Genomic DNA, 23,280 nt, shown 5'->3' on the forward strand with positions numbered 1-23,280 from the left:
TTGAGCCCTATATAACGTATTTAATACGCGCCTTTATCCAAACAACAACCATTTTTTGAGGATCTGACGTGAAACTACGTGCGCTTGCAGCTATCGGCCTGTTTGCCCTGACCGTCTCCAGCCAGGTTCTGGCGGGCGCCACTCTGCAACGGGTGCAGGACAACAAAGAGCTGGTCAATGTGCTGATGGAAAGCTATCCGCCCTTCTCGTTTCTCAATGATCAGAACCAGCTTGATGGTTTTGACGTCGATGTCGCCAAGGCCGTAGCCGCGAAGCTGGGCGTCAAGGCGCGCTTCGAGACTCCCTCCTGGGACGTGATCGCCGCCGGCCGCTGGAGCGGTCGCTATGACATCTGCATCTGTTCGATGACCCCGAGCCAGGCCCGCGCCGAGGTCTTCGACTTCCCGGTGGAATACTACGCCTCGCCAGCAGTAATCGTGGTCAACGCCAAGGATGAGCGGATTCATGAGGCCAAGGATCTGAGCGGCAAGAAAGTGGGCCTGACCAGCGCCTCGAGCTACGAAAGCTACCTGAACAAGAACCTGGTGATTGAAGGCAGCACCGGCAAGCCGCTGGAGTACCCATTCGAAAACGTGCAGATCGCCCCTTATGACAACGATAACGTGGCGTTTCAGGATCTGGGCCTGGGGGCCGGCAAGCGCCTGGATGCCGTACTGACCAACCTGGTTACCGCCCAACCGCGTCTGGATCAGGACAAGCGCTTCAAGCTGGCCGGCGCGGCGCTGTATGAAGAGCCGAATTTCGTCGCCATCGAGAAAGGCGATGCCGAATGGAATGCCAAGGTCCGCGAGGTGTTCGAAGAACTCAAGAAGGACGGCACCCTGAGCAAGCTGTCGCAAAAGTGGATCGGCGCCGATATCAGTAAATGACCCAGTTTCCTTCACAACGCCCACCTGAGCAGGCCAAGACCAGCCTGCTCAAGCGCGTGTTCGGCTTTCGGACCCGGCTGTACCTGACCTGGGCGACGATGTTCGCCCTGTTTGCCGGTTTTTTCCTGAGCTTCGATCTGAAGTTCTCGATCATCCTCGACAAGTTGCCGAACCTGATCGGCCTGAGCCTGGCCCCTAACGGCTTTCTGCAAGGCGCGGTGCTGACTCTGTTCGTGTGCATCTGCTCGATTGCGGTGTCGGTGCTGCTGGGTTTTGTTGCCGCGCTGGCGCGTTTATCGCGCAGTGCGGTGGCGTTCGGGATCGCCAGTTTCTATGCGTCGTTCTTTCGCGGCACACCGCTGCTGATCCAGATTCTGTTGATTTATCTGGGGCTGCCGCAGATTGGCGTGGTGCCGGGGGCGGTGACCGCCGGGATCATTGCGCTGTCGTTGAACTACGGCGCGTACCTGAGCGAGATTTTCCGGGCGGGCATCATCGGCGTTGCGGCCGGGCAGCGTGAAGCAGCCATGGCCATGGCGCTCACGCCACTGCAGGTGTTCTGGCTGATTACCCTGCCTCAGGCGATGCGCACGATTATTCCGCCGACCACCAATCAGTTCATTTCGATGCTCAAGGATTCATCGCTGATTTCGGTGATGGGGGTTTGGGAGGTGATGTTTCTGGCGCAGTCGTACGGGCGGTCGAGTTATCGCTACATCGAGATGCTGACCACCGCGGCGGTGTTGTACTGGATCATGTCGATCGGGCTGGAGTTGTTGCAGGCAAGGATGGAGCGGCATTACGGCAAGGCGTATCAGCCGCGCAACTGAACGCTTGCAGAAGGGGCTTGAGCTCAAGCCCCTGCCACGAGTCCGCCTGCCGCTCAGGCTGCTGCGCGGGCTTGTTCGATCAGGGCGATGTAGTCGTCGGCGTTGCGCTGGTCCTTGATCAGGTCGACGAAGGTGTTGCCTTGTTCGTCTTTGCCGTTCAGGTCCAGGCCAGCTTCGCGGAAGAACACCAGAAACCGCTCGAAGTCGTCGATACGCAGGCCACGATAGGCTTTGATGAGTTTGTGCAGCGACGGCGAAGTGGCGTCGAACGGTTCAAAGTCGAGGAACAGTTTGATCTGCTCGTCGCCGATTTCGTCACCAATGATCTGCTTCTTGTCTTTACGCATTGCGGGCTCCAGCTGTCGCGCTCACTTTCACGGGGCAGGCAGTTTATATCTGCCAGCCAAACCACTCAACGCGGCTTTGTGCCTGCGGTATGCAGATCGGCCCAGACGTGGCCGTTGGCGTAGGTCAGAAACTGGCAATAGACCTTCTCGTTGCGCAGCAGGTCCACCAGAGTGCGGTAGTGCGACTGCGGGTAAGACAGGGTCAGGGTACGGGTCGCCGGATCAAAGCTGGGCTTTTTCAGGCTTTTGCTTTCACCGTCGAAATGAATCTGCACCTCGCTAAGGGTCGCGCCTTTATTAAGCGGTTTGCCTTTGAGGCTGATCGACAGCGGCGCGGTCACAGGTATCGGCTGCTGATTGGACGGTCGCTGGTTGCCGACCACCACCGAGTACTCAGTGACCAGCATCAGCTGTTGCTGCTCCGGCTGCCCCTCACGCAGGTTCAGGTCGTCAGGCGGCAGGTATTGCTCGTGCATCGGCGCGGCCAGCGCCACATCCGCCAGCAGGGCCAGCGTCAGCGCACCGGTCATCATCAACGATTTCATTTACCTGCCTCTCCTTATCCCTGACCTGCCATGCAGTCAGGCCGTCAATTACATTCCTTTGACCGCATAAATGCCTGCGGCGTTACGCCAGTAGCCTTTGTAATCCATGCCATAGCCAAAGATATAGCGGTCAATGCACGGCAGGCCCACATAGTTGGCTTTCAGGTCAGGCCGTGCTTTGCGGTCATGATCCTTATCGATCAGCACGGCAGTGTGAACTGCACGGGCACCGGCATGGCGACAGAAATCGATGATTGCGCCCAGGGTGTGACCTTCATCGAGGATGTCGTCGATGATCAGCACGTCACGGTCGATGAACGACACTTCCGGCTTGGCCTTCCAGAACAGCTCGCCGCCGCTGGTTTCGTTGCGGTAGCGGGTGGCGTGCAGGTACGACGCTTCCAGCGGGAAGTTCAGGTGAGTCAGCAGTTTGCCGGAAAAGATCAGGCCGCCGTTCATCACACAGAACACCACGGGATTGCTGTCGGCCAGTTCGGCATTGATCTGCGCGCCGACCCGGGCGATGGCAGCCTCGACTTCGGCTTCGGTGTACAGGCAGTCAGCCTCGCGCATGATTTGACGGATATGCTCGAGATCAGCGGACATGAATCGCTCCAGATAACAATGAGAAAAACCGGCAAAGGTACGCAAGCAGGTGACTCGGAGCAAGCAGATATCGACTAACGTTGCCGATGTTGCTCAATTGAAGGCCAAGTGCGTCAGACAATACTGCAAGCGGCGTAAGACAGTCACCGCTTGATCGATTAATCTAGGCCGTTTTTTGCCCGTATCCAGGAGCCTTTCCCATGCCCATCCGTGAAATCCGTCATCCGCTGATCCGCCACAAGCTCGGCCTGATGCGCCGCGCCGACATCAGCACCAAGAATTTCCGCGAACTGGCTCAGGAAGTTGGCGCTCTGCTGACCTATGAAGCAACCGCCGACCTGCCGCTGGAAAACTACGAAATTCCGGGCTGGGCCGGCCCGGTGCAAGTCGAGAAGATTGCCGGCAAGAAAATCACCGTCGTGCCGATCCTGCGTGCCGGTATCGGCATGCTCGACGGCGTGCTCAGCCTGATTCCCGGTGCCAAGGTCAGTGCCGTAGGCGTTGCCCGTAACGAGCAAACCCTGCAAGCGCATACCTACCTGGAGAAGCTGGTCGACGGCATCGACGAGCGTCTGGCGATGATTATCGACCCGATGCTGGCCACTGGCAGCTCGATGGTCGCCACCATTGACCTGCTGAAAAAGGCCGGTTGCCGCGAGATTCGCGCCATGGTCCTGGTCGCCGCGCCAGAAGGCATTGCCGCCGTCGAAAAGGCTCACCCGGATGTGCTGGTGTACACCGCCTCGATTGACGAGCGCCTGAACGAGCACGGCTACATCATCCCGGGCCTGGGCGATGCCGGCGACAAGATCTTCGGCACCAAGCAGAAGGACGCCTGAGCCGATGAAACACGATGAGTTCAACGACCCGCTGTGGCGCACGGTGCTGTCTGGGGCGCAGATGCTGTTCGTGGCGTTCGGCGCCCTGGTGCTGATGCCGCTGATTTCAGGACTCGACCCGAACGTTGCGCTGTTTACCGCAGGTTTGGGCACCCTGCTGTTCCAACTGGTCACTGGCCGTCAGGTGCCGGTGTTCCTGGCATCGAGCTTTGCCTTCATCACCCCGATCATTCTTGCCAAGGGCCAGTTCGGCCTGGCGGCGACCATGGGCGGGGTCATGGCGGCAGGCTTCGTCTACACCTTCATGGGCATCGCAGTAAAGATCAAGGGCACCGGTTTCATCGACCGCATGCTGCCGCCGGTGGTGATCGGCCCGGTGGTGATCTCCATCGGCCTGGCCATGGCGCCGATCGCGGCCAACATGGCGATGGGCAAGGCCGGTGACGGCGCCGAACTGATTCATTACCAGACGGCCATGTGGATCTCCATGCCGGCGTTGCTGACCACGCTGATCGTGGCGGTGTTCGGCAAAGGCATCTTCCGCCTGGTGCCGATCATCGCTGGCGTGCTGGTGGGCTTTGGCATGTCGTTCTGGTTTGGCGTGGTCGATACCGCCAAGATCGCCGCCGCACCCTGGCTGGCGATGCCGCACTTCACCGCGCCGGAATTCAACTGGCAGGCGATCCTGTTCATCGTTCCGGTGGCCCTGGCTCCGGCCATCGAGCACATCGGCGGGGTGATCGCGGTGGGCAGCGTGACCGGCCGCGACTACCTGAAAAAGCCCGGCCTGCATCGCACTCTGCTAGGTGACGGTATCGCCACGACCTCAGCCGGCCTGTTCGGCGGTCCGCCCAACACCACCTATGCCGAAGTAACCGGCGCAGTGATGCTGACCAAGAACTACAACCCGAAAATCATGACCTGGGCGGCGATCTTTGCCATCAGCCTGGCGTTCGTTGGCAAATTCGGCGCGCTGCTGCAGAGCATCCCGGTGCCGGTCATGGGCGGTATTTTGTGCCTGCTGTTCGGATCTATCGCCGCGGTGGGGCTCAACACCATGATCCGCCATCAGGTGGACATGGCCGAAGCACGCAATCTGGTGATTGTCTCGGTAACGTTGGTGTTCGGTATCGGCGGCGTACTGATCGGCACCGGCACCGGCCCTGATGATTTTGGCCTCAAGGGCATCGCCCTGTGTGCGATCACCGCGATCTTCCTCAACCTGATCCTGCCGGGTAATGACGGCTGGAAGAAGAAGCCGCTGGAAGACCAGGCACCCTGAAGGCGCTGAGCGATAGCCTCGTAGGAGCAGCTTCAGCTGCGAAAGCTTCGCGGTTAAAACCAATACTGGTCAGTCAAGTGCCTTATGTCCCCGGTGGGAGCTACCTTGGTAGCGAAGAGGCCGGCACATTCGCAGCAGATGCTGTGACTTTACCGGCCTCTTCACGAGCGAGCTCGTTCCCACAAAGATTTGCGGCGCCTAAACGAACGGTATTGCGGTTAAAAACGCCCCTGCGGCCGCGCGCTTACAAAGGCGCGGCAGTTCGCTCACAGAGCGCATTGAGCGCCACCGCCCAATGCTCATCGTCGTTCAGGCACGGCACCAGTACCAGTTCATCACCGCCAGCTTCCTTGAACTGTTCGGCACCGCGGTCGCCAATTTCTTCCAGGGTCTCGATGCAGTCAGCGACAAACGCCGGGCACATGACCAACAGGCGCTTGACACCTTTGCTGGCCAATTCATCCAGCCGTTGCTCAGTGTAGGGTTCAATCCATTTGTCGCGCCCCAGACGCGACTGGAACGACACTGACCATTTGCCATCCGCAATGCCCGCCAGTTTGGCAAACGCCGCTGCCGACTGGATGCACTGCGCCCGATAGTTGGTGGCCAGTACCTCAGCCGGGGCATTCATGCAGGCTTCATCATCCTGAAAGCGGAATTTACCGGTAGGGTCGAGCTTGCGCAGGTGGCGCTCCGGCAAGCCGTGGAAGCTCAGCAACAGGTGGTCGTAAGGCTGCTCGAGGTACGGACGGGTGGTCTGCACCAGTGCCTCAAGGTATTCAGGCTGGTCGTAGAACGGCGGCAGCAGGTTGAACTGCATGTCCAGACCTTTGTCGCGCACCACCCGCTTGACCTCTTCAATCGCCGTGGTCACCGTGCTGTCGGCAAAGTGCGGGTACAGCGGCGCCAGCGTCACCTGGCGGATGCCCTGGCCGGCCAGGCGCTCAAGTACCGACTCAATGGACGGCTCGCCATAGCGCATGGCCAGTTCAACCGGGCCATGCTGCCACTGCGCCTGCATCTTCGCCTGTAAACGCTTGCTCAGCACCACCAGCGGCGAGCCCTCGTCCCACCAGATCGACGCATAGGCATGCGCCGACTGCTCGGGCCGCTTGATCAGGATCAGCGACACCAGCAGGCGGCGGATCGGCCACGGCAGGTCGACCACATAAGGGTCCATCAGGAACTGATTGAGGTAACGGCGTACGTCAGCCACGCTGGTGGAGGCTGGCGAGCCCAGGTTGATCAGCAACAGCGCATGATCGGTCATGCAAGGTCCTATTTCGAAGAGGAAGCCAGCACGTTACCCAAGGCATCGTGCAGTTCAGTAAAACGGAAAACAAACCCGGCCTCGTGCAGGCGTGCCGGGCGCGTGCGCTGACCGCCGAGCAACAGGTCAGACATTTCGCCCAGCACAATACGCAGGGGCAGCGCCGGCAGCGGCAGCAACGCCGGGCGGTGCAGCACTTTACCCAGGGTCTTGGCGAACTCGCGGTTGCGCACCGGGGCTGGCGCGCAGAGATTATAAGGACCGCGGGCTTCGCTGTGGTTCAACAGAAAATCTATCGCCGCAATCTGGTCGTCGATATGCACCCACGGCATCCACTGCCGGCCATTGCCAATCGGCCCGCCCAGACCGCAACGAAACGGCGGCAGCATGCGTTTGACAAACCCGCCGTCAGCCGACAACACCAGCCCGGTGCGCAGCAGCACCACCCGCATCCCGAGCGGCTCGGCACGCTGGGCAGTTTCTTCCCAGGCCTGGCACAAATGACTGGCAAAATCGTCCTTGACCGGTTGCTGGCCCTCGTCCAGTTCACGCTCGCCGCCATCACCATACCAACCCACCGCGGAACCTGAGAGCAGCACTCGCGGCCGCTGCGTCTGGCGTTCAAGCCAGGCCAGCAACTGTTCGGTGAGGCCAATCCGGCTTTCCCAGAGCAGCAAGCGCCGCTTGCGCGTCCAGGGCCGGTCGGCAATCGGCGCACCGGCCAGGTTGACCACCGCATCCACCGTCTGGCCATCGAGTTCTGCGAGCTTGGCGATACCTCGCACCCCATCGCCGCACACCTTGCGCACCTCGGCGGGGCGACGGCTCCAGACCGTGAGTTGATGTCCTTGCTGCTGCCAGAACTGGCAAAGCGCTTTACCGATCAATCCTGTACCACCGGTCAGCAAGATGTGCATGAGGGGTATCCTTGAGTGGCGTTAATGGCCTTGAAGTAGTCTATTTCTTGCAGGCTGTGCTTGTTGATGTTCTGCAGTGAACCCTTTTGCTGAACCATAGGCCACACCTGAAAGGATTGGAGCTTTACTGCCCGAACCGTGGCAGTTGGCCCATTGTCTATTAGCTACAGACTGACCGTTACGGACCGTACGAGTTGCAGTGCCTTCATGCCCTTATATGTGAACGGCTGCAACTTATACCAACGAAGAAGATTGTACAGGTTTTCAGGACGGCGTAGTCTGTGCAGACAAGGTAACGAGGCCCCTATGACTGTACCTATCGCAATCATCGGTACCGGTATCGCCGGACTCTCCGCCGCCCAGGCCCTCTCCAGCGCCGGGCATGCCGTTCACCTTTTCGACAAAAGCCGCGGCAGCGGCGGACGCATGTCCAGCAAGCGCAGTGATGCCGGCTCGCTGGACATGGGCGCGCAGTATTTCACCGCCCGCGACCGTCGTTTCGTCGCCGTCGTCAACCACTGGCAAGCCAATGGCTGGGTCGAGCAATGGAAACCTTCGCTGTACAACTACCATGGCGGCCGGCTCAGCCCGTCCCCGGATGAACAGGTGCGCTGGGTCGGCAGTCCCGGCATGAGCACCATCACCCGCGCCATGCTCGACGATCTGCCGGTGACTTTTTCCTGCCGCATCACCGAGGTATTCCGCGGTAGCCGTCACTGGAGCCTGCAGGATGCCGAGGGCAAAACCCATGGCCCGTTCAGCCACGTGATCATCGCCACGCCAGCGCCACAGGCCACCACCTTGCTGGCCGGGGCACCGAAACTGGCCTCGGTTGTGGCCGGGGTCAAGATGGACCCGACCTGGGCGGTGGCACTGGCGTTCAGCACGCCCCTTGATACTCCGCTGCAAGGCTGCTTCGTGCAGGACAGCCCGCTCGACTGGCTGGCCTGCAACCGTAGCAAGCCAGGGCGTGAGGGCCAGCTCGATACCTGGGTGCTGCACGCCACCAGCACCTGGAGCCGCGAGCACGTCGACATGCCCAAAGAGCAAGTGATCGAGCACTTGCATGGCGCCTTTGCCGAACTGATCAGTTGCGCTATGCCAGCGCCAGTGTTCAGCCTCGCGCATCGCTGGTTGTATGCGCGGCCTTCCGGTACGCATGAATGGGGCGCACTGTCCGATGCCGACCTGGGCATCTATGTGTGTGGCGACTGGTGCCTGTCGGGCCGCGTCGAAGGGGCCTGGCTCAGTGGCCAGCAAGCGGCAAACCGACTGATTGAGCATCTGGCCCGTTGAACCGCATCAACCCCCGCAAACTGCTGCTGTCGAAGTGGACGGCAGCAACCCCGCAGAATCGCGAAAAGCACTTTCTGGTCACCGAACTGTTCCGTGACGAGGAAGGCACGGTGCTGGAGATCGAGTTGCAGGCTGTGCTGACTCAACGTACTGAGCGCCTGGCCTGGCAGGTGTTGCAGGATGCGCAGCGCTGGCGGATGGGTTGGAAGTAGGAGCGGCCGGGCGGCGATCCGCTTTAGCCGCGAATTGGTATTTAGACCGATGGAAAATCCTGCATCGCGTTGACTGATCTGCTGGATTCGCCCTGCCAGGCGAGAAGCTGGCTTCCCTGGCAGTTTCTCCCCCGAATCGACGCCTACCTTCGGCCTGCACCCAAGTCGCGATCTGCGTCGTCTGTGCCATCTCGCTTCGAAGATCAAGATCAACGGCAACAACCGCACCCTGTACAAAAAATTTGACTTGTACAACCCCACATCTAAGATGAACTCAGATTGTACAAGCAATGTCATCTGTACAAGTTCTTGAGTTCTGAGGTGTGCGATGCTCCAGCCTGTGACCGATAAACCCAAACTGGGCGTCAGTGCCTGCCTGATGGGCGTTGAAGTTCGTTACAACGGTGGCCACAAACAATCGGACCTGTGCACCCGCACACTCAGCGATTACTTCGACTTCATCCCCGCCTGCCCGGAAGTGGCGATCGGCATGGGCATCCCGCGCGAGACGATCCGCCTGGTCGGTGACCCCGACGCGCCGCAGGCGGTGGGCACCGTACACACAGACCTCAACGTGACCCGTGAGCTGGCCGAGTATGGCCAGCACATGGCCGGGGCAATGACCGGGATCAGCGGCTACATCTTCATGCAGAAGTCGCCCTCCTGCGGCCTGGAGCGGGTCAAGGTCTACCGCGACAACGGCGCGCCATTCGAGACCGGCAGCCGGGGGATTTACGCCCAGGCATTCTGCGCGCAGCATCCCGACCTGCCGGTGGAGGAAGACGGCCGCCTCAATGACCCGGTGCTGCGCGAGAATTTCATTACCCGGGTTTACGCCTACACCGCCTGGCAGCAATTGCTCGCACAGGGCCTGAGCCGCCGCGCCCTGACCGAATTTCACTCACGCTACAAGTACCAGCTCATGGCCTGTGACGTGCAGCAATACCGGGCGCTGGGCAAGCTGCTGGGCAGCATGGGCCGCAGCGACCCCGACCAGGTCGGACCGGATTATTTCAGCCAACTGATGCAAGCCCTGAAGAAGTGCGCCACCCGCGGCAGCCACACCAACGTGCTGCAGCACCTGAGCGGCTACCTCAAGCAGACCCTGGATGCCGATGCCCGGCAAGAATTGCACGACCTGATCCTCCAGTACCGCCAGGGCATCGTGCCGCTGATCGTGCCGCTGACCCTGCTCAAGCATCATTTTCGTCAACACCCGGACCCGTATGTGGCGCTGCAGGTTTATATGCAACCGCACCCGGAACCGCTCAGCCTGCGAAACGCTATCTGAATCATGAACACACTCGCACTCGACGACGCCGCGCAACAACCGCAACCGGAGCACTTGCCCAACGACTGGCTGCCCATTCGTGAAGTGGCCCGCCAGACCGGGGTCAACGCTGTGACCTTGCGGGCCTGGGAGCGACGCTACGGGCTGATCGTGCCGCACCGCACCGCCAAGGGTCACCGGTTGTACTCCGATGAACACGTGCAACGGGTCATGGCCATCCTCACCTGGCTGGACCGTGGCGTGGCGGTCAGTCAGGTCAAGGCCTTGCTCGACAGTAAAAGCCCGGCCCCGGTCAGCCCCGGTAACGACTGGCAAACGCTGCGTCAGACGCTGCTGCAGGCCATCAGCGAACTGGCCGAACGACGCATCGATGACCTGTTCAACCGGGCCATGTCGCTGTACCCGCCACGCACCCTGTGCGAGCAATTGCTGATACCACTGCTGGCCGATCTGGAACAGCGCTGGCAAAGCCAGTTCGGCAGCCAGATGGAGCGGATGTTTTTCCATTCCTGGCTACGCAGCAAGTTCGGCGCCCGCATCTATCACAACAACCGTCAGCTCAGCGGCCCGGTGGTGTTACTGGTCAACCAGTCGGACCGGCCCATGGAGCCGCACCTGTGGCTGGCGGCCTGGCTGGTCAGCAGCGCCGACTGCCCGGTGGAGGTGTTCGACGGCCCGTTACCGGTGGGTGAACTGGCCCTGGCCTGTGAATACCTGAGCCCTCGCGCCGTGCTGCTGTATGCCAGCAAAACCCTGAACCTGCCACAACTGCCCAAACTGCTGGGCAACATCCATTGCCCAATCCTGCTCAGCGGGCCGGCCGTGGTGATCCATCATGACCAATTGCCCGTATACACCCACGGGATCGCCAATCTGAGCCTGGCCCGTGACCCGCTTGAGGCTTATGGCGAGTTGAACAGACTCGGCCTTATCTAACCCGATCCTGAGGACTTTTCATGCAACTGCTCTGGCTGCGCAGCGACTTGCGCGTACATGACAACACTGCCCTGAACGCCGCGATGGCTAAAGGCCCGACCGTGGCGCTGTTCCTGCTCAGCCCTGCCCAATGGCAGCGCCATGACGATGCCGGCTGCAAAGTGGATTTCTGGCTACGCAACCTGGTCGAGCTGGAAAAAGCCTTGGGCAAGTTGAATGTACCGCTGCTGATTCGCCAGGCCGATACCTGGGACAAGGCGCCGCAGGTGCTGCTCAAGTTGTGCGAAGAACTCAAGATCGAGGCCGTGCACGCCAACGAGGAATATGGCGTCAATGAGAGCAGCCGCGACCAGGCGGTGCGCCAGGCGCTGGAAAAAGCCGATATCGGCTGGCACAGCCACCTGGACCAGTTGCTGTTCCCGCCGGGCAGCGTTCTGACCAAAAGCGGGCAGTATTTTCAGGTCTATAGCCAGTTCCGCAAGGTGTGTTACGCACGCCTGCACACCTCGATCCCCCAGCCGCAGCGCCTGCACAAGGCGCAGCCGCCGTTGCAGATCAGCAGCGATGCAGTGCCGGACCAGGTCAAGGGCTTCGACACCCCCTCGCAGGCACTGCGCGAGCTATGGCCGGCCGGCGAGGCCGAAGCCCGGCGGCGGCTTGACCAGTTCAGTGACGAGCAAATTCACTACTATCTGAGCGAGCGCGACTTTCCGGCCAAGCCTGGCACCAGTCAGCTCTCGGCGTATCTTGCCGCCGGGGTAATTTCCCCCCGCCAGTGCCTGCATGCCGCGCTTAACAGCAACCAGGGTGAGTTCGAGAGCGGTAACGAAGGCAGCGTCACCTGGATCAACGAATTGCTGTGGCGCGAGTTCTACAAGCACACCCTGGTGGGTTACCCGCGGGTGTCCAGGCACCGCGCCTTCCGCCTGGAAACCGAAGCCCTGCGCTGGCGCAACGCGCCCAGGGATCTTGAAGCCTGGCAGCAGGGCCGCACCGGGATACCTATCATTGATGCGGCGATGCGCCAATTGCTGGAAACCGGCTGGATGCACAATCGCCTGCGCATGGTCGTGGCAATGTTCCTGACCAAGAACCTGCTGATCGACTGGCGCGAGGGCGAGCGGTTTTTCATGCGTCATCTGATCGACGGCGATCTGGCCGCCAATAACGGCGGCTGGCAGTGGAGTTCGTCCACCGGCACTGATTCGGCGCCGTACTTCCGTATTTTCAACCCGCTGTCGCAGTCAGAGAAATTCGACCCCGAGGGCCGCTTTATCAAACAGTGGTTGCCGGAGCTGGCCGGGCTGAACAAAAAAGAGGTGCATAACCCCTCGGCGGCAGGCGGCCTGTTTGGCATGCAAGGCTACCCACAACCGATTGTCGACCTGAGCGCCAGCCGCACCCGCGCCCTGGAGGCATTCAAGAATCTTCCTCACCGGCAGGTCAGCCAGGAGCATTGATGAGCGATTTCCTCCAGCAGTTCGCCCACGGCTTTGCGGCGCTGAACAAAGACAACCTCGACCGCCTTGGCCAGTTGTACAGCGAGGACGTGTGCTTCAGCGACCCGTTGCACAACCTGCAGGGGCTGGGACAGATGCGCGAGTATTTCGACCAGTTGTACGCCAATGTCAGCGAGCTGAGCTTTGACTTTCATGGCTTCGATGAAGTGCGCCCCGGCGCCGGTTATCTGCTGTGGACCATGCATTACCGGCATCCGCGCCTGGAAGGCGGCAAGCTGCTGCAGGTCGAAGGCTGCTCGCATCTGCTGTGGCACGACAAGGTGTATCGCCACCGCGATTACTTCGACGCCGGCGCCCTGCTTTATGAACACCTGCCAGTGCTGGGCGGGGTGATTGGCTGGTTGAAGCGGAGGCTGGCATGAAGCGGCGTGTCTGGTTGACCGGTGCCAGCAGCGGCATCGGTCATGCGTTGGCGGTGCAACTGCTGCAAGACGGCCACCAGTTGGCCTTGACCGCGCGCAACGTCGAGCCGCTGGAGGCATTGGCGCGGCGCTTTCCCGGCCAGACGCTGCTGGTGCCCGGTGACCTTACCGATGCCGCCCAGGTAAAGGCGATGGGTGAGCGTATCCAGCAGCACTGGGGCGCGCTGGACAGCGCCATCCTCAACGCCGGCACCTGTGAATACCTCGAGACGTCCAGCTTCGACGCCCGTCTGGTGGAACGGGTGATCCACACCAACCTGATCGCCACCAGCCTGTGTATTCAGGAGGCGCTGCCGCTGTTACGTCAGGGCCAGCGGCCGCATCTGGTCGGTGTCGCCAGCGCGGTAACCTTTCTGGCCCTGCCAAGGGCCGAAGCTTATGGCGCGTCCAAGGCCGGCCTGCGCTACCTGCTCGAATCGCTGCGCGTCGACCTGGCCCATGAGCAGATTGACGTCACCGTGGTCAGCCCAGGTTTTGTCGACACGCCACTGACTGCCCGTAATGACTTCCCGATGCCGATGCGCTGGTCGGTCGAAAAAGCCGCACGGCACATTGCCCAGCGCCTGCAACGGCCCCGCCGCCCACTGGAAATCGCCTTTCCGTGGCTGTTTATCTTCAGCCTGCGGCTGCTCGGGTTGCTGCCGGCCCGCCTGCGTCTGATGCTGGGCAAACGCATGGCCCGGCCAGCCGCTTCGCCCTCTTCGTCTGAGAATAAGGACATTCAATGAAAATTGCCGTGATCGGCTCTGGTATTTCCGGCCTGACCTGCGCCTGGTTGCTTGACCGCCGCCATGAGGTGACGGTCTTCGAAGCCTCCAGCTGGATCGGCGGGCACACTCACACGGTGGATGTGCAGGTCGGCGGCCGTGATTACGCCATCGATACCGGCTTCATTGTGTTCAACGACTGGACTTACCCGAACTTCATCCGCCTGCTCGGCCAGTTGGGCGTCGCTTATCAACCGGCAGAAATGAGCTTTTCGGTGCATGACCCGAAAACCGCCACCGAATACAACGGTAATAACCTCAACAGCCTGTTCGCCCAGCGCAGCAACCTGCTGTCGCCGGCGTTCTGGGGCATGCTGCGCGACATTCTGCGGTTCAATCGCCAGGCCATTGCCGACCTGGAGCAACATCGGATCGCCGCCGACACCACGCTGGGCGAGTACCTGCGCGCCAAGGGCTATGGCACGCGCTTTATCGAGCACTACATCGTGCCCATGGGCTCGGCGATCTGGTCGATGTCGCTCAACGAGATGCTCGGCTTTCCGTTGCAGTTCTTTGTGCGTTTCTTCAAGAACCACGGTTTGTTATCGGTGACAGACCGTCCGCAATGGCAAGTCATCCAAGGCGGCTCGCGCAGCTACATCGAGCCCCTGACCGCCCGTTTTCGTGAGCGTATCCGCCTGGACTGCCCGGTCCAGCGCGTCGAGCGCGATGATGGCGGGGTGACGCTGCACAGCAGCGCCGGCAGCGAGCGGTTCGATCAGGTGGTGTTTGCCTGTCATAGCGACCAGGCGCTGCAAATGCTGGCCGCACCGACCGCGGCCGAACAGCAGATCCTTGGCGCCCTGCCCTATGCCGAGAACGACGTGGTGCTGCACACCGACACCCGCCTGCTGCCCGACCGCCGCCTGGCCTGGGCCAGCTGGAACTACCGGCTCGGCGGCGACCCGCAGCAGATGGCTGCGGTCACCTACAACATGAACATCCTGCAAGGGCTGCACAGCGACACCACGTTCTGCGTCAGCCTCAATCAGACGAGCGCCATCGACCCGGCGAAGATCCTCGGCCGCTACCGCTACGCCCACCCGCAATACAGCCTGGCCGCCGTAGCAGCGCAAGCACGCTGGGCCGAACTCAAAGGTGCCAACCACAGCTGGTATTGCGGCGCCTACTGGGCCAACGGGTTTCATGAGGACGGCGTCAGCAGCGCGCTGCGGGTGGCCGAAGCCTTTGGGGAAACGTTGTGAACAGCGCCCTGTACAGCGGCTGGATCGCCCACCGGCGCTTCGTGCCGCGCGGGCATCAGTTTCGCTACCGGATCGGGCTGCTGTACCTGGACCTCGACGAGCAGGACGCGGTACTCGGCCTTTCCCCACTGGCCGGCAGGCAGCGCTTCATGCCGTTCTCGTTCCGCGAAACCGATTACCTCAAGGCCTGGACCGGCCGCGGCGTACCGCTGATCGATGCGGTACGCGAGCGCGTCGCAGAGGCGCTGGGCAAAGTGCCCGACGGGCGCATCTGCCTGCTGACCCAGGCGCGCAGTTGGGGTCTGGCGTTCAACCCGGTGAGTTTCTTCTATTGCCATGACCGCAACGGCGCCTTGCAAGCGATTCTCTGTGAAGTCAGCAATACGCCCTGGCGTGAGCGTTATCACTATGTACTGCCGGCTCAAGGTACAGGGCATCAACACTTTGCCGTGGCCAAGGCCTTTCATGTCTCGCCGTTCATGCCCCGCGATCTGGAATACCGCATGAAATTCAGCCCGGCCGCCGAACGCCTGGGCGTACATATGGCGGACTGGCAAGGCGAGCAGAAGGTCTTTGATGCAACCTTGACCCTGCAACGCCAGGCGCTCAGCCGCAGCACCTTGCACCGCTACCTGCTGGCCTTTCCATGGATGACCGCCAAAACCTGCCTGGCCATCTACTGGCAAGCCCTGCGCCTGCTGCTCAAACGGATCCCGATTGTCGACCATCAACCTGCCGAAGGCGAATACCGCACGGCCACAACGCCTCCCAAGGAAAGACCTCATGAAAAGCCTCAGCAGTAGTTTTTCCGCGTCACGGACCACCTATGGCCTGACCGCAGGTTTGTTGCGTAAGGGCGTACTGCGCCAGTTGGGTAACTTGCGTCAAGGCCAACTGGTGATCGTCGAAGGCAATGAGCGTCAGGTATTCGGCCGCGCCGGCGCGTTGCTGCAAGGCGAGATTCAGGTGCTCGACAGCGCGCTCTGGGGCATGGTCGCCAGCAATGGCTCGATTGGTGCCGCCGAGGCGTTTATCCACGGCTATTGGACCACCCCGGACCTTACCGCCGTGGTACGCATCTTCGTCAGCAATCTCGATGTGCTGGACGCCATGGAAGGTGGGCTTGCGCGCCTGACCCGACCACTGCTGCATGGCCTGCACTGGCTCAACCGCAATACCCGCCAGGGCTCGCGGAAAAACATCGAGGCGCATTACGACCTGGGCAATCGCCTGTTCGAACAGTTTCTCGACCCGACCATGATGTACTCGGCGGCGCAGTTTCGCAGCGCCGACGACACTCTGGAACAGGCGCAGCTCAACAAGCTGGAGCGCATCTGCCAGAAGCTTGACCTCAAACCCGAAGACCATCTGCTGGAGATCGGCACCGGCTGGGGCAGCATGGCGATTTATGCCGCGCAGCACTACGGCTGCCGGGTGACCACCACCACCCTGTCCAAAGAACAGTTCGCCTACACCGCCCAACGGCTGGTCACGCTGGGCCTGCAAGATCGGGTGACCCTGCTGCTGGAGGACTACCGCGACCTGAGCGGCGAGTACGACAAGCTGGTGTCCATCGAGATGATCGAAGCCGTGGGCCACCGCTTTTTGCCTACCTATTTCAAGCAATGCGCCAGCCTGCTCAAGCCCGACGGGCTGATGCTGCTGCAGGCGATTACCATCCGCGAACAACGCTACGAGCAGGCACGGCGCAATGTGGACTTTATCCAGCGCTATATATTCCCCGGCGGCGCGCTGCCTTCGGTACACAAGATGCTGGAAATCGTCGGCAGCGACACCGACATGAATCTGCTGCACATGGAGGATTTCGGTCTGCACTACGCCCGAACCCTGCGCCTGTGGCACGACAACTTCCGCCAGGCCCACACACAGTTGAAAGAACTCGGCTACGACGATTACTTCCTGCGCCTATGGGAGTTCTACCTGTGCTACTGCGAGGGCGGCTTCATCGAACGAACCATCGGCACCGCACAACTGCTGCTGGCCAAGCCACAGGCACAACGCTCGCCACTGCTCGGCAAACTTGATGCGTGACAAGCTCATCAACGCCCTGCTGTTCCAGGCGGGTTGGTTCGCCTGTGTGCTGGACTGGTTGTGGCTGGCGGCGCTGATTCTGGGCGTGCACATCCTGCGTCACGGGCAAATACGCCTGCTGCTCAGCGTGATGCTGTTCGGCACCTTGCTCGACAGCGCCCTGACCTGGCTTGGGGTGTTCGATTTCAGTACGGGCAGCCAATGGATACCGCTGTGGCTGATGCTGCTCTGGGCACTACTGGGCACGACCTTGAACCACTGCCTGGCCTGGACAGCAAAGCCGTGGTGGCTGGGGAGTTTGCTGGGTGCAGTAAGCGGGCCACTGTCGTATTACGCCGGGGCGCAACTGGCGGGGGTGGGGTTGCCGCTGGGGCTGTGGCCGAGTCTGTTGCTGCTGGCCGCAATCTGGGCGGTAGTGTTGCCGTTGTTACATGGGCTGGCGCGGCGTGTTCGCGGTTGAAGCGGTTCGCTGCCCGACCGTTACCGGGTTGCGTGTAAACCCCGTAGGAGCGGGCAGCGGGCGGTATCAGAACGGCAGCTTGTAATGCAGCGCGTAGCTTTCAATCCCGTCGTTCGGCTGTTTGAGGCCGGCGTTGGAGTAATGAGTGGCGCGGATGCCCACTTCATGACCACCGGCAAACCGCAGGCCGAAGCCGATGCGGTCTTCAAAGTTGAACGAACTGCCCAGCTTGTTACCTTCGATCTGGGTATTGGAGAAGCCCGCAATACCAATACCGGCCTCAATGTAAGGCTTGACGCTGTTGCCGGCGAATTCATACACAAACACTGGCGAGAACGACAGCGAGTGGTTGTCCTTGTATTTGTCACCGTCCCAGAACGTATAGGCCGCATCCCAGTAACCGGTCAGGCGGCCGACATCGCTTTGCAGCCAGCTCTTGTCCCAATCGAACTGCACGCCCAACCGATAGGTCATGGTCGACTCACCGGTATAACCCACGGAGAACTCCGTACCATCAGCCTGTGCTACGCAAACCTGCCCCATCATGGCAGCTGCAAACACAGCCACGCTAAAAAGTCGTTTCATCAGAAACATCCCTGAATAATCACGCCGTTATAGTTTTTTGAAGCTTGCAGACCTGTAGATAGAAATCTGTAACCAAACATTAGTTCAGTCGCGCCAACAGAATTTCACATTTTTTTTACAAGTTGAAGCTTTGCACACTGTCGGCGCTTTTCCATAGGGTAGGTAAGATTTTTCTGAAGTTGTCCGAATCGCCACTGGTCCAGAACTGGGTTGGCCGAGCCGGCCCCTGCGCCGTCAGCTCACGTTGCTCCAGCAGGCGCTGCAACTGGCGGGCAACCGCAGCCCCGGTGTCGATCAGGCTGATGTGCGCTGGCAGCATCTGGCGCAGCAGCGGTTTAAGAAACGGATAGTGGGTACAGCCCAGAATCAGGGTGTCACAACCTTGTGCCAGCAGCGGCTCGACATAGCGCTGCAGCAGCCGGGTAATGGCCGGGCCATGCAGCTCGCCGGTTTCGATCAGTTCCACCAGTCCGGGGCACGGCTGGGTCACGACCCGCACATCCCCGGCAAAACGGTCGAGCAAGGCGGCGAATCGAGCACTCTGCAACGTACCGGTGGTCGCCAGCACCCCCACCACGCCACTGCGGGTCGCGGCGGCCGCCGGTTTGACGGCAGGCTCCATGGCCACCAGCGGCCAGTCCGGGTAGCGCTCACGCAGTTGCGCAGCAGCGGCGGCAGTGGCCGTGTTACACGCCAGCACCAGCGCCTTGGCGCCCTGGGCATGGAAAAAACCGGCGATGCTCATGCAGCGCTGGACAATGAACTCGGGGCTTTTCTCGCCGTAGGGCACATGCCCGGCATCGGCAAGGTAATACAACGACTCGGCCGGCAACAGGCGGCGGATCTCGGCCAGCACCGACAGGCCGCCAACCCCGGAGTCGAACACCGCCACCGGCGCTTGGCGAGCATGGCTCATCTGCACCTCAGTCATGAACCACACACGGCACAAGCCGGATCACGGCGCACTTTCAGCTCGCGAAAGCGCGTGCCCAGCGCGTCGATCAACAACAACCGGCCGACCATCGGCTCGCCAAAGCCGGCCAATAGTTTCAGCGCCTCAAGGGCTTGCAGGCTGCCGACCAGCCCCACCAGCGGGCCGATGACCCCGGCTTCGCTGCAGGTCAGTTCGGTATCGCTGCCGTGGCCGTACAGGCAGTGGTAACACGGACTCTCGGCACGGCGTGGGTCAAATACCGAAAGCTGCCCTTCCTGACGAATCGCCGCCCCGCTGACCAGCGGTTTGCCGGCGGCGACACAGGCGGCATTGACCGCCTCGCGGGTGGAGAAGTTGTCGCAGCAATCGAGTACCAGATCGACCCCGGCGATTACGGCCGCCAGCGAATCGGCATCCAGTGCCTGACGATGCGGCACCAGCGTGACCAGCGGATTGATCGCCGCCAGCCGGGTCATTGCCGAGTCAACCTTGAGCACCCCGACACTGTGGCTATCGTGAATGACCTGGCGTTGCAGATTGGTCAGGTCGACGCTGTCGAAGTCCGCCAGATGCAACTCGCCGACCCCTGCCGCCGCCAGATACAGCGCCACCGGCGAGCCCAGCCCGCCCAGGCCGACGATCAGTACACGGCTGGCCTTCAGGCGCAACTGGCCGTCGATATCCACGTGTTGCAGGAGAATCTGCCGGCTGTAACGCAGCAGCTCTTGGTCACTCAGCACGGCAGGCATCCGAAGCTGATGCGCTCGTGATCACCCAGATCGCGGCGGGTCTGTACGCGCTGATAGCCATGCTCGACCAGCAACTCGCGCACCGCAGCGCCCTGGTCATAGCCGTGTTCAAGCATCAACCAGCCAGCGGGGTTCAGATGCTCCACGGCCTGGGCAATGATCACCCGGATGTCATCCAGGCCATCGCCACCGGAGGTCAGCGCGCTGCTGGGTTCAAAGCGCACGTCGCCCTGGCTCAGGTGCGGATCGGTATCGGCGATATAAGGCGGATTGCTGATGATCAAATCGAAACGCTCATCACCCAGCGCCTCGAACCAATGACTCTGCAGGACCTTGGCATTGTCCAGGTGCAGGCGCTGGCGATTGCGCTCGGCCAGCGCCACCGCTTCCGGTACTCGGTCGACAGCGGTAACCCGCCAGTTGCGCTTTTCATTGGCCAGCGCCAGGGCGATCGCCCCGCTGCCAGTGCCCAGATCGAGCACACTGGCCGACGCGAAGGGCGGGACCTGCTCCAGAGCGGCCTCCACCAGCATCTCGGTTTCAGGACGCGGAATCAGCGTATGCGGCGCCACCTCCAGATCCAGCTTCCAGAAGCCTTGCTGGCCCAGGATATAGGCCACCGGCTCACCGCTGCGGCGGCGCTCCAGGTAACCCGAGAACGCCTGGGCCGCCTCGCTGCTGACGATCCGCTCTGGCCAGGTGTGCAGAAAGCTGCGCGGTTTGCCCAGTGCCGCTGCCAGCAGCAACTCGGCGTCCAGACGCGCCGTCGGAGAATCGGGAAGTTCAGCACTTCTTAACAGGCTGGCGATGATGGTCATTTATTCACCCAGTGCCGCGAGTTGGTCTGCCTGGTATTCGGCAAGCAATGGTTCTATCACTGCATCGACTCCACCGGCCAAAACTTCATCCAGCGAATACAAGGTGAGATTGATCCGATGGTCGGTCACCCGGCCTTGCGGATAGTTGTAGGTGCGAATGCGCTCGGAACGGTCGCCTGAGCCGACCAGCAGCTTGCGCTCGGTGGCAATGGCGTTGGCCGCCGCACTGCTTTGCATGTCGTTGAGTTTGGCAGACAACCACGACATTGCCCGGGCGCGGTTCTTGTGTTGCGAACGCTCTTCCTGGCACTCGACCACGATACCGGTAGGCAAGTGGGTGATGCGGATCGCCGAATCGGTCTTGTTGACGTGCTGACCACCGGCCCCCGAGGCACGGTAGGTGTCGACGCGCAATTCTGCCGGGTTGATCTCGATGGCCTGCTGTTCATCAGGCTCGGCGAGCACTGCCACGGTGCAGGCCGAGGTGTGGATGCGACCCTGGGATTCGGTTTCCGGCACGCGCTGGACACGGTGCGCACCGGACTCGAACTTGAGCTTGCCATAGACACTGTCGCCCTCGACGCGGGCAATGATTTCTTTGTAGCCGCCGTGCTCGCCTTCGTTCTCGGACAAAACCTCGACCCGCCAGCCACGCCGCTCGGCGTAACGCGAATACATCCGGAACAGGTCGCCGGAAAAAATCGCCGCCTCGTCACCGCCGGTGCCGGCGCGAATTTCCAGAAACACGTTACGCCCGTCGTTAGGGTCTTTGGGCAGCAACATGCGTTGCAGTTGCTCTTCGAGCGCCTGCAATTGCAGCTTGCCTTCGCGCACCTCTTCGACGGCCATTTCACGCATGTCCGGGTCGCTGTCCTTGAGCAGCGCCTGGGCGCCGTCAAGATCAGCCAGCACCTTCAGACGCTGCTTATAGGTCTCGATGACCGGCTCCACTTCGGCGTATTCACGCGAATAGGCACGGAATTTGGTCTGGTCGCTGATGACTTCCGCGTCGCCGAGCAGCGCGGTCAGTTCCTCGAACCGGTCGTTGAGCACGTCCAGCTTATTGAGCAGTGAAGCTTTCATTGCGGGGATTTATCCGTCGAGCCCTCACCGAGGGCGAATAGTTCCTGGGCCATGGCCAGCGCATCGAGGCGGCCTTCGGCAGACAGCTTCTTGAGCTGCACACTTGGCGCATGCAGCAGCTTGTTGGTCAGGCCACGGGCCAGTTGCACAAGGATTTCCTCGGCATTACCGCCATTGGCCAGCAGGCGCTGGGCCTTGCTCAGTTCTTCATCGCGCAGGCGTTCGCTCTGCTGACGATAGGCCTTGAGCACATCGACCGCCGCCAGTTCGCGCAGCCGTGACATGAACTCTTCGGCACCGACCTCGACCAGCGCTTCGGCGGCCAGCGCGGCGCCCTGGCGTGACTTGAGGTTTTCCGCGACCACTTCGTGCAGGTCGTCGACGGTATACAGGTAGACGTCGTCCAGCTCACCGACCTGAGCCTCGATATCCCGCGGCACGGCGATATCGACCATGAAGATCGGCTTGTGCTTGCGCAGCTTCAGTGCACTTTCAACCGCGCCCTTGCCCAGAATCGGCAACTGACTGGCGGTGGAACTGATGACGATATCGCTGTTGACCAGCTCGGCCGGGATATCCGAAAGCAGCACCGCATGGGCGCCGAACTCGGCGGCCAGAATGCTGGCGCGCTCCAGGGTCCGGTTGGCGACCACGATACGTTTGACGCCCAGATCGCGCAGGTGGCGAGCAACCAGGGTGATGGTCTCGCCGGCGCCGATCAGCAACGCCTGGCTGCGTTGCAGGTCACTGAAGATCTGCTTGGCCAGGCTGACCGCAGCAAAGGCCACTGACACCGGGTTTTCACCAATGGCCGTGTCAGTACGCACCTGCTTGGCGGCGCTGAAGGTGGCCTGAAACAGCCGGCCGAGCAGCGGCCCCACCGTACCGGCCTCACGGGCCACGGCATAGGCGGATTTCATCTGGCCGAGAATCTGCGGCTCGCCCAGCACCAGCGAGTCGAGCCCGGAGGCGACGCGCATCATATGCCGTACGGCGGAATCATCCTGATGCACATAAGCACTCGCCTGTAACTCTTCGAGGCTAAGCTGGTGGTAACTGGCCAGCCAGCCCAGCACGGCGTCGGCGCTCAGGTGTTCATGGGCGATGTACAACTCGCTGCGGTTGCAGGTCGACAGGATTGCTGCTTCGCTGCTGTCAGTCAGGCGGCAGAGCTGTTGCAGGGCCTCAACCAACTGCTCAGGCGTAAATGCCACGCGCTCGCGCACGTCTACTGAGGCAGTCTTATGGTTGATACCAAGTGCAAGGAAGGCCATTCAGGGTCGCTGGTGGTGACGTGAAGCCAGCAATTGTCCTACTTAGCCAGGATTAGAACAACCACCGTAGATTATTGTCCCACTAGAAATCCGGCCAATTGCCCCTGAAATACCGGCACCGGCGGGGGCTCCGGTTTTTTAAAGCCGCTG

General features: G+C 61.3%; 26 protein-coding genes. 15 read left to right on the forward strand and 11 right to left on the reverse strand.

Annotated elements, in window-relative coordinates:
• The first annotated feature begins 68 nt into the window (after window positions 1–68).
• Both NRB16_RS23225 and NRB16_RS23230 read left to right on the forward strand, forming a co-directional pair.
• Entirely contained in the window at window positions 69–890 is an 822-nt protein-coding gene (locus NRB16_RS23225; protein ID WP_253111736.1) for an ABC transporter substrate-binding protein, read from the forward strand.
• Entirely contained in the window at window positions 887–1,720 is an 834-nt protein-coding gene (locus NRB16_RS23230) for an amino acid ABC transporter permease (RefSeq protein WP_257107034.1), read from the forward strand. The genes NRB16_RS23225 and NRB16_RS23230 overlap by 4 nt, the downstream gene beginning before the upstream one ends.
• A 53-nt stretch (window positions 1,721–1,773) precedes the next feature.
• Here the strand turns inward: NRB16_RS23230 and NRB16_RS23235 are convergent, their stop codons facing one another.
• The 3 genes from NRB16_RS23235 to NRB16_RS23245 all read right to left on the reverse strand — a co-directional run bounded on the left by NRB16_RS23235 (window position 1,774) and on the right by NRB16_RS23245 (window position 3,218).
• A complete protein-coding gene (locus NRB16_RS23235; protein ID WP_253111735.1) occupies window positions 1,774–2,067 on the reverse strand; it encodes a PA4642 family protein in 294 nt (97 codons plus the stop codon).
• A gap of 65 nt (window positions 2,068–2,132) precedes the next feature.
• Window positions 2,133–2,612: a hypothetical protein gene (locus tag NRB16_RS23240; protein WP_257107035.1), complete on the reverse strand. Its 480-nt coding sequence runs from the start codon at window positions 2,610–2,612 to the stop codon at window positions 2,133–2,135.
• Window positions 2,613–2,660: 48 nt separating this feature from the next.
• Window positions 2,661–3,218 carry a hypoxanthine-guanine phosphoribosyltransferase gene (locus tag NRB16_RS23245; RefSeq protein WP_045483145.1) on the reverse strand — a complete coding sequence of 186 codons (558 nt, stop codon included), beginning with the start codon at window positions 3,216–3,218 and terminating at the stop codon, window positions 2,661–2,663.
• A gap of 200 nt (window positions 3,219–3,418) precedes the next feature.
• On the opposite strand from NRB16_RS23245, the gene upp reads away from it, so the two are divergent.
• Together upp and NRB16_RS23255 are read left to right on the forward strand one after the other, a co-directional pair.
• The gene (upp, locus tag NRB16_RS23250) at window positions 3,419–4,057 is read left to right on the forward strand and encodes a uracil phosphoribosyltransferase (protein ID WP_045483148.1); all 639 of its coding nucleotides are present in this window, start codon (window positions 3,419–3,421) and stop codon (window positions 4,055–4,057) included.
• Window positions 4,058–4,061: 4 nt separating this feature from the next.
• Window positions 4,062–5,339: a uracil-xanthine permease family protein gene (locus tag NRB16_RS23255; protein WP_045483151.1), complete on the forward strand. Its 1,278-nt coding sequence runs from the start codon at window positions 4,062–4,064 to the stop codon at window positions 5,337–5,339.
• A 244-nt stretch (window positions 5,340–5,583) separates the two neighbouring features.
• Here the strand turns inward: NRB16_RS23255 and hemH are convergent, their stop codons facing one another.
• Both hemH and NRB16_RS23265 read right to left on the reverse strand, forming a co-directional pair.
• The gene (gene hemH / locus NRB16_RS23260) at window positions 5,584–6,609 is read right to left on the reverse strand and encodes a ferrochelatase (protein ID WP_257107036.1); all 1,026 of its coding nucleotides are present in this window, start codon (window positions 6,607–6,609) and stop codon (window positions 5,584–5,586) included.
• Between the two features lie 8 nt (window positions 6,610–6,617).
• A complete protein-coding gene (locus NRB16_RS23265; RefSeq protein WP_045483157.1) occupies window positions 6,618–7,526 on the reverse strand; it encodes a TIGR01777 family oxidoreductase in 909 nt (302 codons plus the stop codon).
• Window positions 7,527–7,832: 306 nt separating this feature from the next.
• Between NRB16_RS23265 and NRB16_RS23270 the strand changes: the two genes are divergently transcribed.
• The 11 genes from NRB16_RS23270 to NRB16_RS23320 all read left to right on the forward strand — a co-directional run bounded on the left by NRB16_RS23270 (window position 7,833) and on the right by NRB16_RS23320 (window position 17,687).
• Window positions 7,833–8,822 (forward strand): NAD(P)/FAD-dependent oxidoreductase, encoded by a 990-nt coding sequence (locus tag NRB16_RS23270; protein ID WP_045483161.1) that lies wholly within the window; start codon window positions 7,833–7,835, stop codon window positions 8,820–8,822.
• Window positions 8,819–9,034 carry a TIGR02450 family Trp-rich protein gene (locus NRB16_RS23275; RefSeq protein WP_045483164.1) on the forward strand — a complete coding sequence of 72 codons (216 nt, stop codon included), beginning with the start codon at window positions 8,819–8,821 and terminating at the stop codon, window positions 9,032–9,034. The genes NRB16_RS23270 and NRB16_RS23275 overlap by 4 nt, the downstream gene beginning before the upstream one ends.
• A 328-nt stretch (window positions 9,035–9,362) precedes the next feature.
• Window positions 9,363–10,325 (forward strand): DUF523 and DUF1722 domain-containing protein, encoded by a 963-nt coding sequence (locus NRB16_RS23280; protein ID WP_045483167.1) that lies wholly within the window; start codon window positions 9,363–9,365, stop codon window positions 10,323–10,325.
• 3 nt (window positions 10,326–10,328) lie between these two features.
• On the forward strand, window positions 10,329–11,261 hold the full coding sequence (locus NRB16_RS23285) for a MerR family transcriptional regulator (protein ID WP_257107037.1): 933 nt from the start codon (window positions 10,329–10,331) through the stop codon (window positions 11,259–11,261).
• 20 nt (window positions 11,262–11,281) lie between these two features.
• The gene (gene phrB, locus NRB16_RS23290; RefSeq protein ID WP_257107038.1) at window positions 11,282–12,721 is read left to right on the forward strand and encodes a deoxyribodipyrimidine photo-lyase; all 1,440 of its coding nucleotides are present in this window, start codon (window positions 11,282–11,284) and stop codon (window positions 12,719–12,721) included.
• Window positions 12,721–13,143: a nuclear transport factor 2 family protein gene (locus NRB16_RS23295; RefSeq protein WP_045483176.1), complete on the forward strand. Its 423-nt coding sequence runs from the start codon at window positions 12,721–12,723 to the stop codon at window positions 13,141–13,143. Before phrB ends, NRB16_RS23295 begins: the two co-directional genes overlap by 1 nt.
• The gene (locus tag NRB16_RS23300; protein ID WP_257107039.1) at window positions 13,140–13,931 is read left to right on the forward strand and encodes an SDR family oxidoreductase; all 792 of its coding nucleotides are present in this window, start codon (window positions 13,140–13,142) and stop codon (window positions 13,929–13,931) included. The genes NRB16_RS23295 and NRB16_RS23300 overlap by 4 nt, the downstream gene beginning before the upstream one ends.
• Window positions 13,928–15,175, forward strand: a complete 1,248-nt coding sequence (locus NRB16_RS23305; RefSeq protein WP_257107040.1) for an NAD(P)/FAD-dependent oxidoreductase — start codon at window positions 13,928–13,930, stop codon at window positions 15,173–15,175. The genes NRB16_RS23300 and NRB16_RS23305 overlap by 4 nt, the downstream gene beginning before the upstream one ends.
• Window positions 15,172–15,978 carry a DUF1365 domain-containing protein gene (locus tag NRB16_RS23310; protein WP_253111726.1) on the forward strand — a complete coding sequence of 269 codons (807 nt, stop codon included), beginning with the start codon at window positions 15,172–15,174 and terminating at the stop codon, window positions 15,976–15,978. Before NRB16_RS23305 ends, NRB16_RS23310 begins: the two co-directional genes overlap by 4 nt.
• Window positions 15,959–17,227, forward strand: coding sequence for a cyclopropane-fatty-acyl-phospholipid synthase family protein (locus NRB16_RS23315; RefSeq protein WP_253111725.1), 1,269 nt, complete (start codon window positions 15,959–15,961; stop codon window positions 17,225–17,227). Before NRB16_RS23310 ends, NRB16_RS23315 begins: the two co-directional genes overlap by 20 nt.
• Complete coding sequence (locus tag NRB16_RS23320) at window positions 17,220–17,687, forward strand: DUF2878 domain-containing protein (protein ID WP_253140579.1); 468 nt, start codon at window positions 17,220–17,222, stop codon at window positions 17,685–17,687. Before NRB16_RS23315 ends, NRB16_RS23320 begins: the two co-directional genes overlap by 8 nt.
• 66 nt (window positions 17,688–17,753) lie before the next feature.
• Here NRB16_RS23320 and NRB16_RS23325 read toward each other — a convergent pair whose 3' ends face one another.
• The 6 genes from NRB16_RS23325 to hemA all read right to left on the reverse strand — a co-directional run bounded on the left by NRB16_RS23325 (window position 17,754) and on the right by hemA (window position 23,130).
• The gene (locus NRB16_RS23325) at window positions 17,754–18,272 is read right to left on the reverse strand and encodes an acyloxyacyl hydrolase (protein WP_257107041.1); all 519 of its coding nucleotides are present in this window, start codon (window positions 18,270–18,272) and stop codon (window positions 17,754–17,756) included.
• Between the two features lie 115 nt (window positions 18,273–18,387).
• Window positions 18,388–19,203 (reverse strand): glutamate racemase, encoded by an 816-nt coding sequence (gene murI, locus NRB16_RS23330; RefSeq protein WP_253111723.1) that lies wholly within the window; start codon window positions 19,201–19,203, stop codon window positions 18,388–18,390.
• The gene (locus NRB16_RS23335) at window positions 19,200–19,946 is read right to left on the reverse strand and encodes a molybdopterin-synthase adenylyltransferase MoeB (RefSeq protein WP_162484332.1); all 747 of its coding nucleotides are present in this window, start codon (window positions 19,944–19,946) and stop codon (window positions 19,200–19,202) included. Before NRB16_RS23335 ends, murI begins: the two co-directional genes overlap by 4 nt.
• Entirely contained in the window at window positions 19,940–20,773 is an 834-nt protein-coding gene (gene prmC / locus NRB16_RS23340; protein ID WP_253140580.1) for a peptide chain release factor N(5)-glutamine methyltransferase, read from the reverse strand. Before prmC ends, NRB16_RS23335 begins: the two co-directional genes overlap by 7 nt.
• Window positions 20,774–21,856, reverse strand: coding sequence for a peptide chain release factor 1 (gene prfA / locus NRB16_RS23345; protein ID WP_045483203.1), 1,083 nt, complete (start codon window positions 21,854–21,856; stop codon window positions 20,774–20,776). It lies immediately after the preceding gene.
• The gene (hemA, locus tag NRB16_RS23350; RefSeq protein WP_045483205.1) at window positions 21,853–23,130 is read right to left on the reverse strand and encodes a glutamyl-tRNA reductase; all 1,278 of its coding nucleotides are present in this window, start codon (window positions 23,128–23,130) and stop codon (window positions 21,853–21,855) included. Before hemA ends, prfA begins: the two co-directional genes overlap by 4 nt.
• Window positions 23,131–23,280: the final 150 nt, after the last annotated feature.

Source organism: Pseudomonas sp. LJDD11 (assembly GCF_024584215.1).
GTDB lineage: Bacteria > Pseudomonadota > Gammaproteobacteria > Pseudomonadales > Pseudomonadaceae > Aquipseudomonas.

Coding starts and splice junctions, on each gene's coding strand:
- NRB16_RS23230 (WP_257107034.1), top strand. CDS start 887: ATGACCCAGTTTCCTTCACAACGCCCACCTGAGCAGGCCAAGACCAGC.
- NRB16_RS23235 (WP_253111735.1), bottom strand. CDS start 2,067: ATGCGTAAAGACAAGAAGCAGATCATTGGTGACGAAATCGGCGACGAG.
- NRB16_RS23240 (WP_257107035.1), bottom strand. CDS start 2,612: ATGAAATCGTTGATGATGACCGGTGCGCTGACGCTGGCCCTGCTGGCG.
- NRB16_RS23245 (WP_045483145.1), bottom strand. CDS start 3,218: ATGTCCGCTGATCTCGAGCATATCCGTCAAATCATGCGCGAGGCTGAC.
- upp (WP_045483148.1), top strand. CDS start 3,419: ATGCCCATCCGTGAAATCCGTCATCCGCTGATCCGCCACAAGCTCGGC.
- NRB16_RS23255 (WP_045483151.1), top strand. CDS start 4,062: ATGAAACACGATGAGTTCAACGACCCGCTGTGGCGCACGGTGCTGTCT.
- hemH (WP_257107036.1), bottom strand. CDS start 6,609: ATGACCGATCATGCGCTGTTGCTGATCAACCTGGGCTCGCCAGCCTCC.
- NRB16_RS23265 (WP_045483157.1), bottom strand. CDS start 7,526: ATGCACATCTTGCTGACCGGTGGTACAGGATTGATCGGTAAAGCGCTT.
- NRB16_RS23270 (WP_045483161.1), top strand. CDS start 7,833: ATGACTGTACCTATCGCAATCATCGGTACCGGTATCGCCGGACTCTCC.
- NRB16_RS23280 (WP_045483167.1), top strand. CDS start 9,363: ATGCTCCAGCCTGTGACCGATAAACCCAAACTGGGCGTCAGTGCCTGC.
- NRB16_RS23285 (WP_257107037.1), top strand. CDS start 10,329: ATGAACACACTCGCACTCGACGACGCCGCGCAACAACCGCAACCGGAG.
- phrB (WP_257107038.1), top strand. CDS start 11,282: ATGCAACTGCTCTGGCTGCGCAGCGACTTGCGCGTACATGACAACACT.
- NRB16_RS23295 (WP_045483176.1), top strand. CDS start 12,721: ATGAGCGATTTCCTCCAGCAGTTCGCCCACGGCTTTGCGGCGCTGAAC.
- NRB16_RS23300 (WP_257107039.1), top strand. CDS start 13,140: ATGAAGCGGCGTGTCTGGTTGACCGGTGCCAGCAGCGGCATCGGTCAT.
- NRB16_RS23305 (WP_257107040.1), top strand. CDS start 13,928: ATGAAAATTGCCGTGATCGGCTCTGGTATTTCCGGCCTGACCTGCGCC.
- NRB16_RS23315 (WP_253111725.1), top strand. CDS start 15,959: ATGAAAAGCCTCAGCAGTAGTTTTTCCGCGTCACGGACCACCTATGGC.
- NRB16_RS23320 (WP_253140579.1), top strand. CDS start 17,220: ATGCGTGACAAGCTCATCAACGCCCTGCTGTTCCAGGCGGGTTGGTTC.
- NRB16_RS23325 (WP_257107041.1), bottom strand. CDS start 18,272: ATGAAACGACTTTTTAGCGTGGCTGTGTTTGCAGCTGCCATGATGGGG.
- murI (WP_253111723.1), bottom strand. CDS start 19,203: ATGACTGAGGTGCAGATGAGCCATGCTCGCCAAGCGCCGGTGGCGGTG.
- prmC (WP_253140580.1), bottom strand. CDS start 20,773: ATGACCATCATCGCCAGCCTGTTAAGAAGTGCTGAACTTCCCGATTCT.
- prfA (WP_045483203.1), bottom strand. CDS start 21,856: ATGAAAGCTTCACTGCTCAATAAGCTGGACGTGCTCAACGACCGGTTC.
- hemA (WP_045483205.1), bottom strand. CDS start 23,130: ATGGCCTTCCTTGCACTTGGTATCAACCATAAGACTGCCTCAGTAGAC.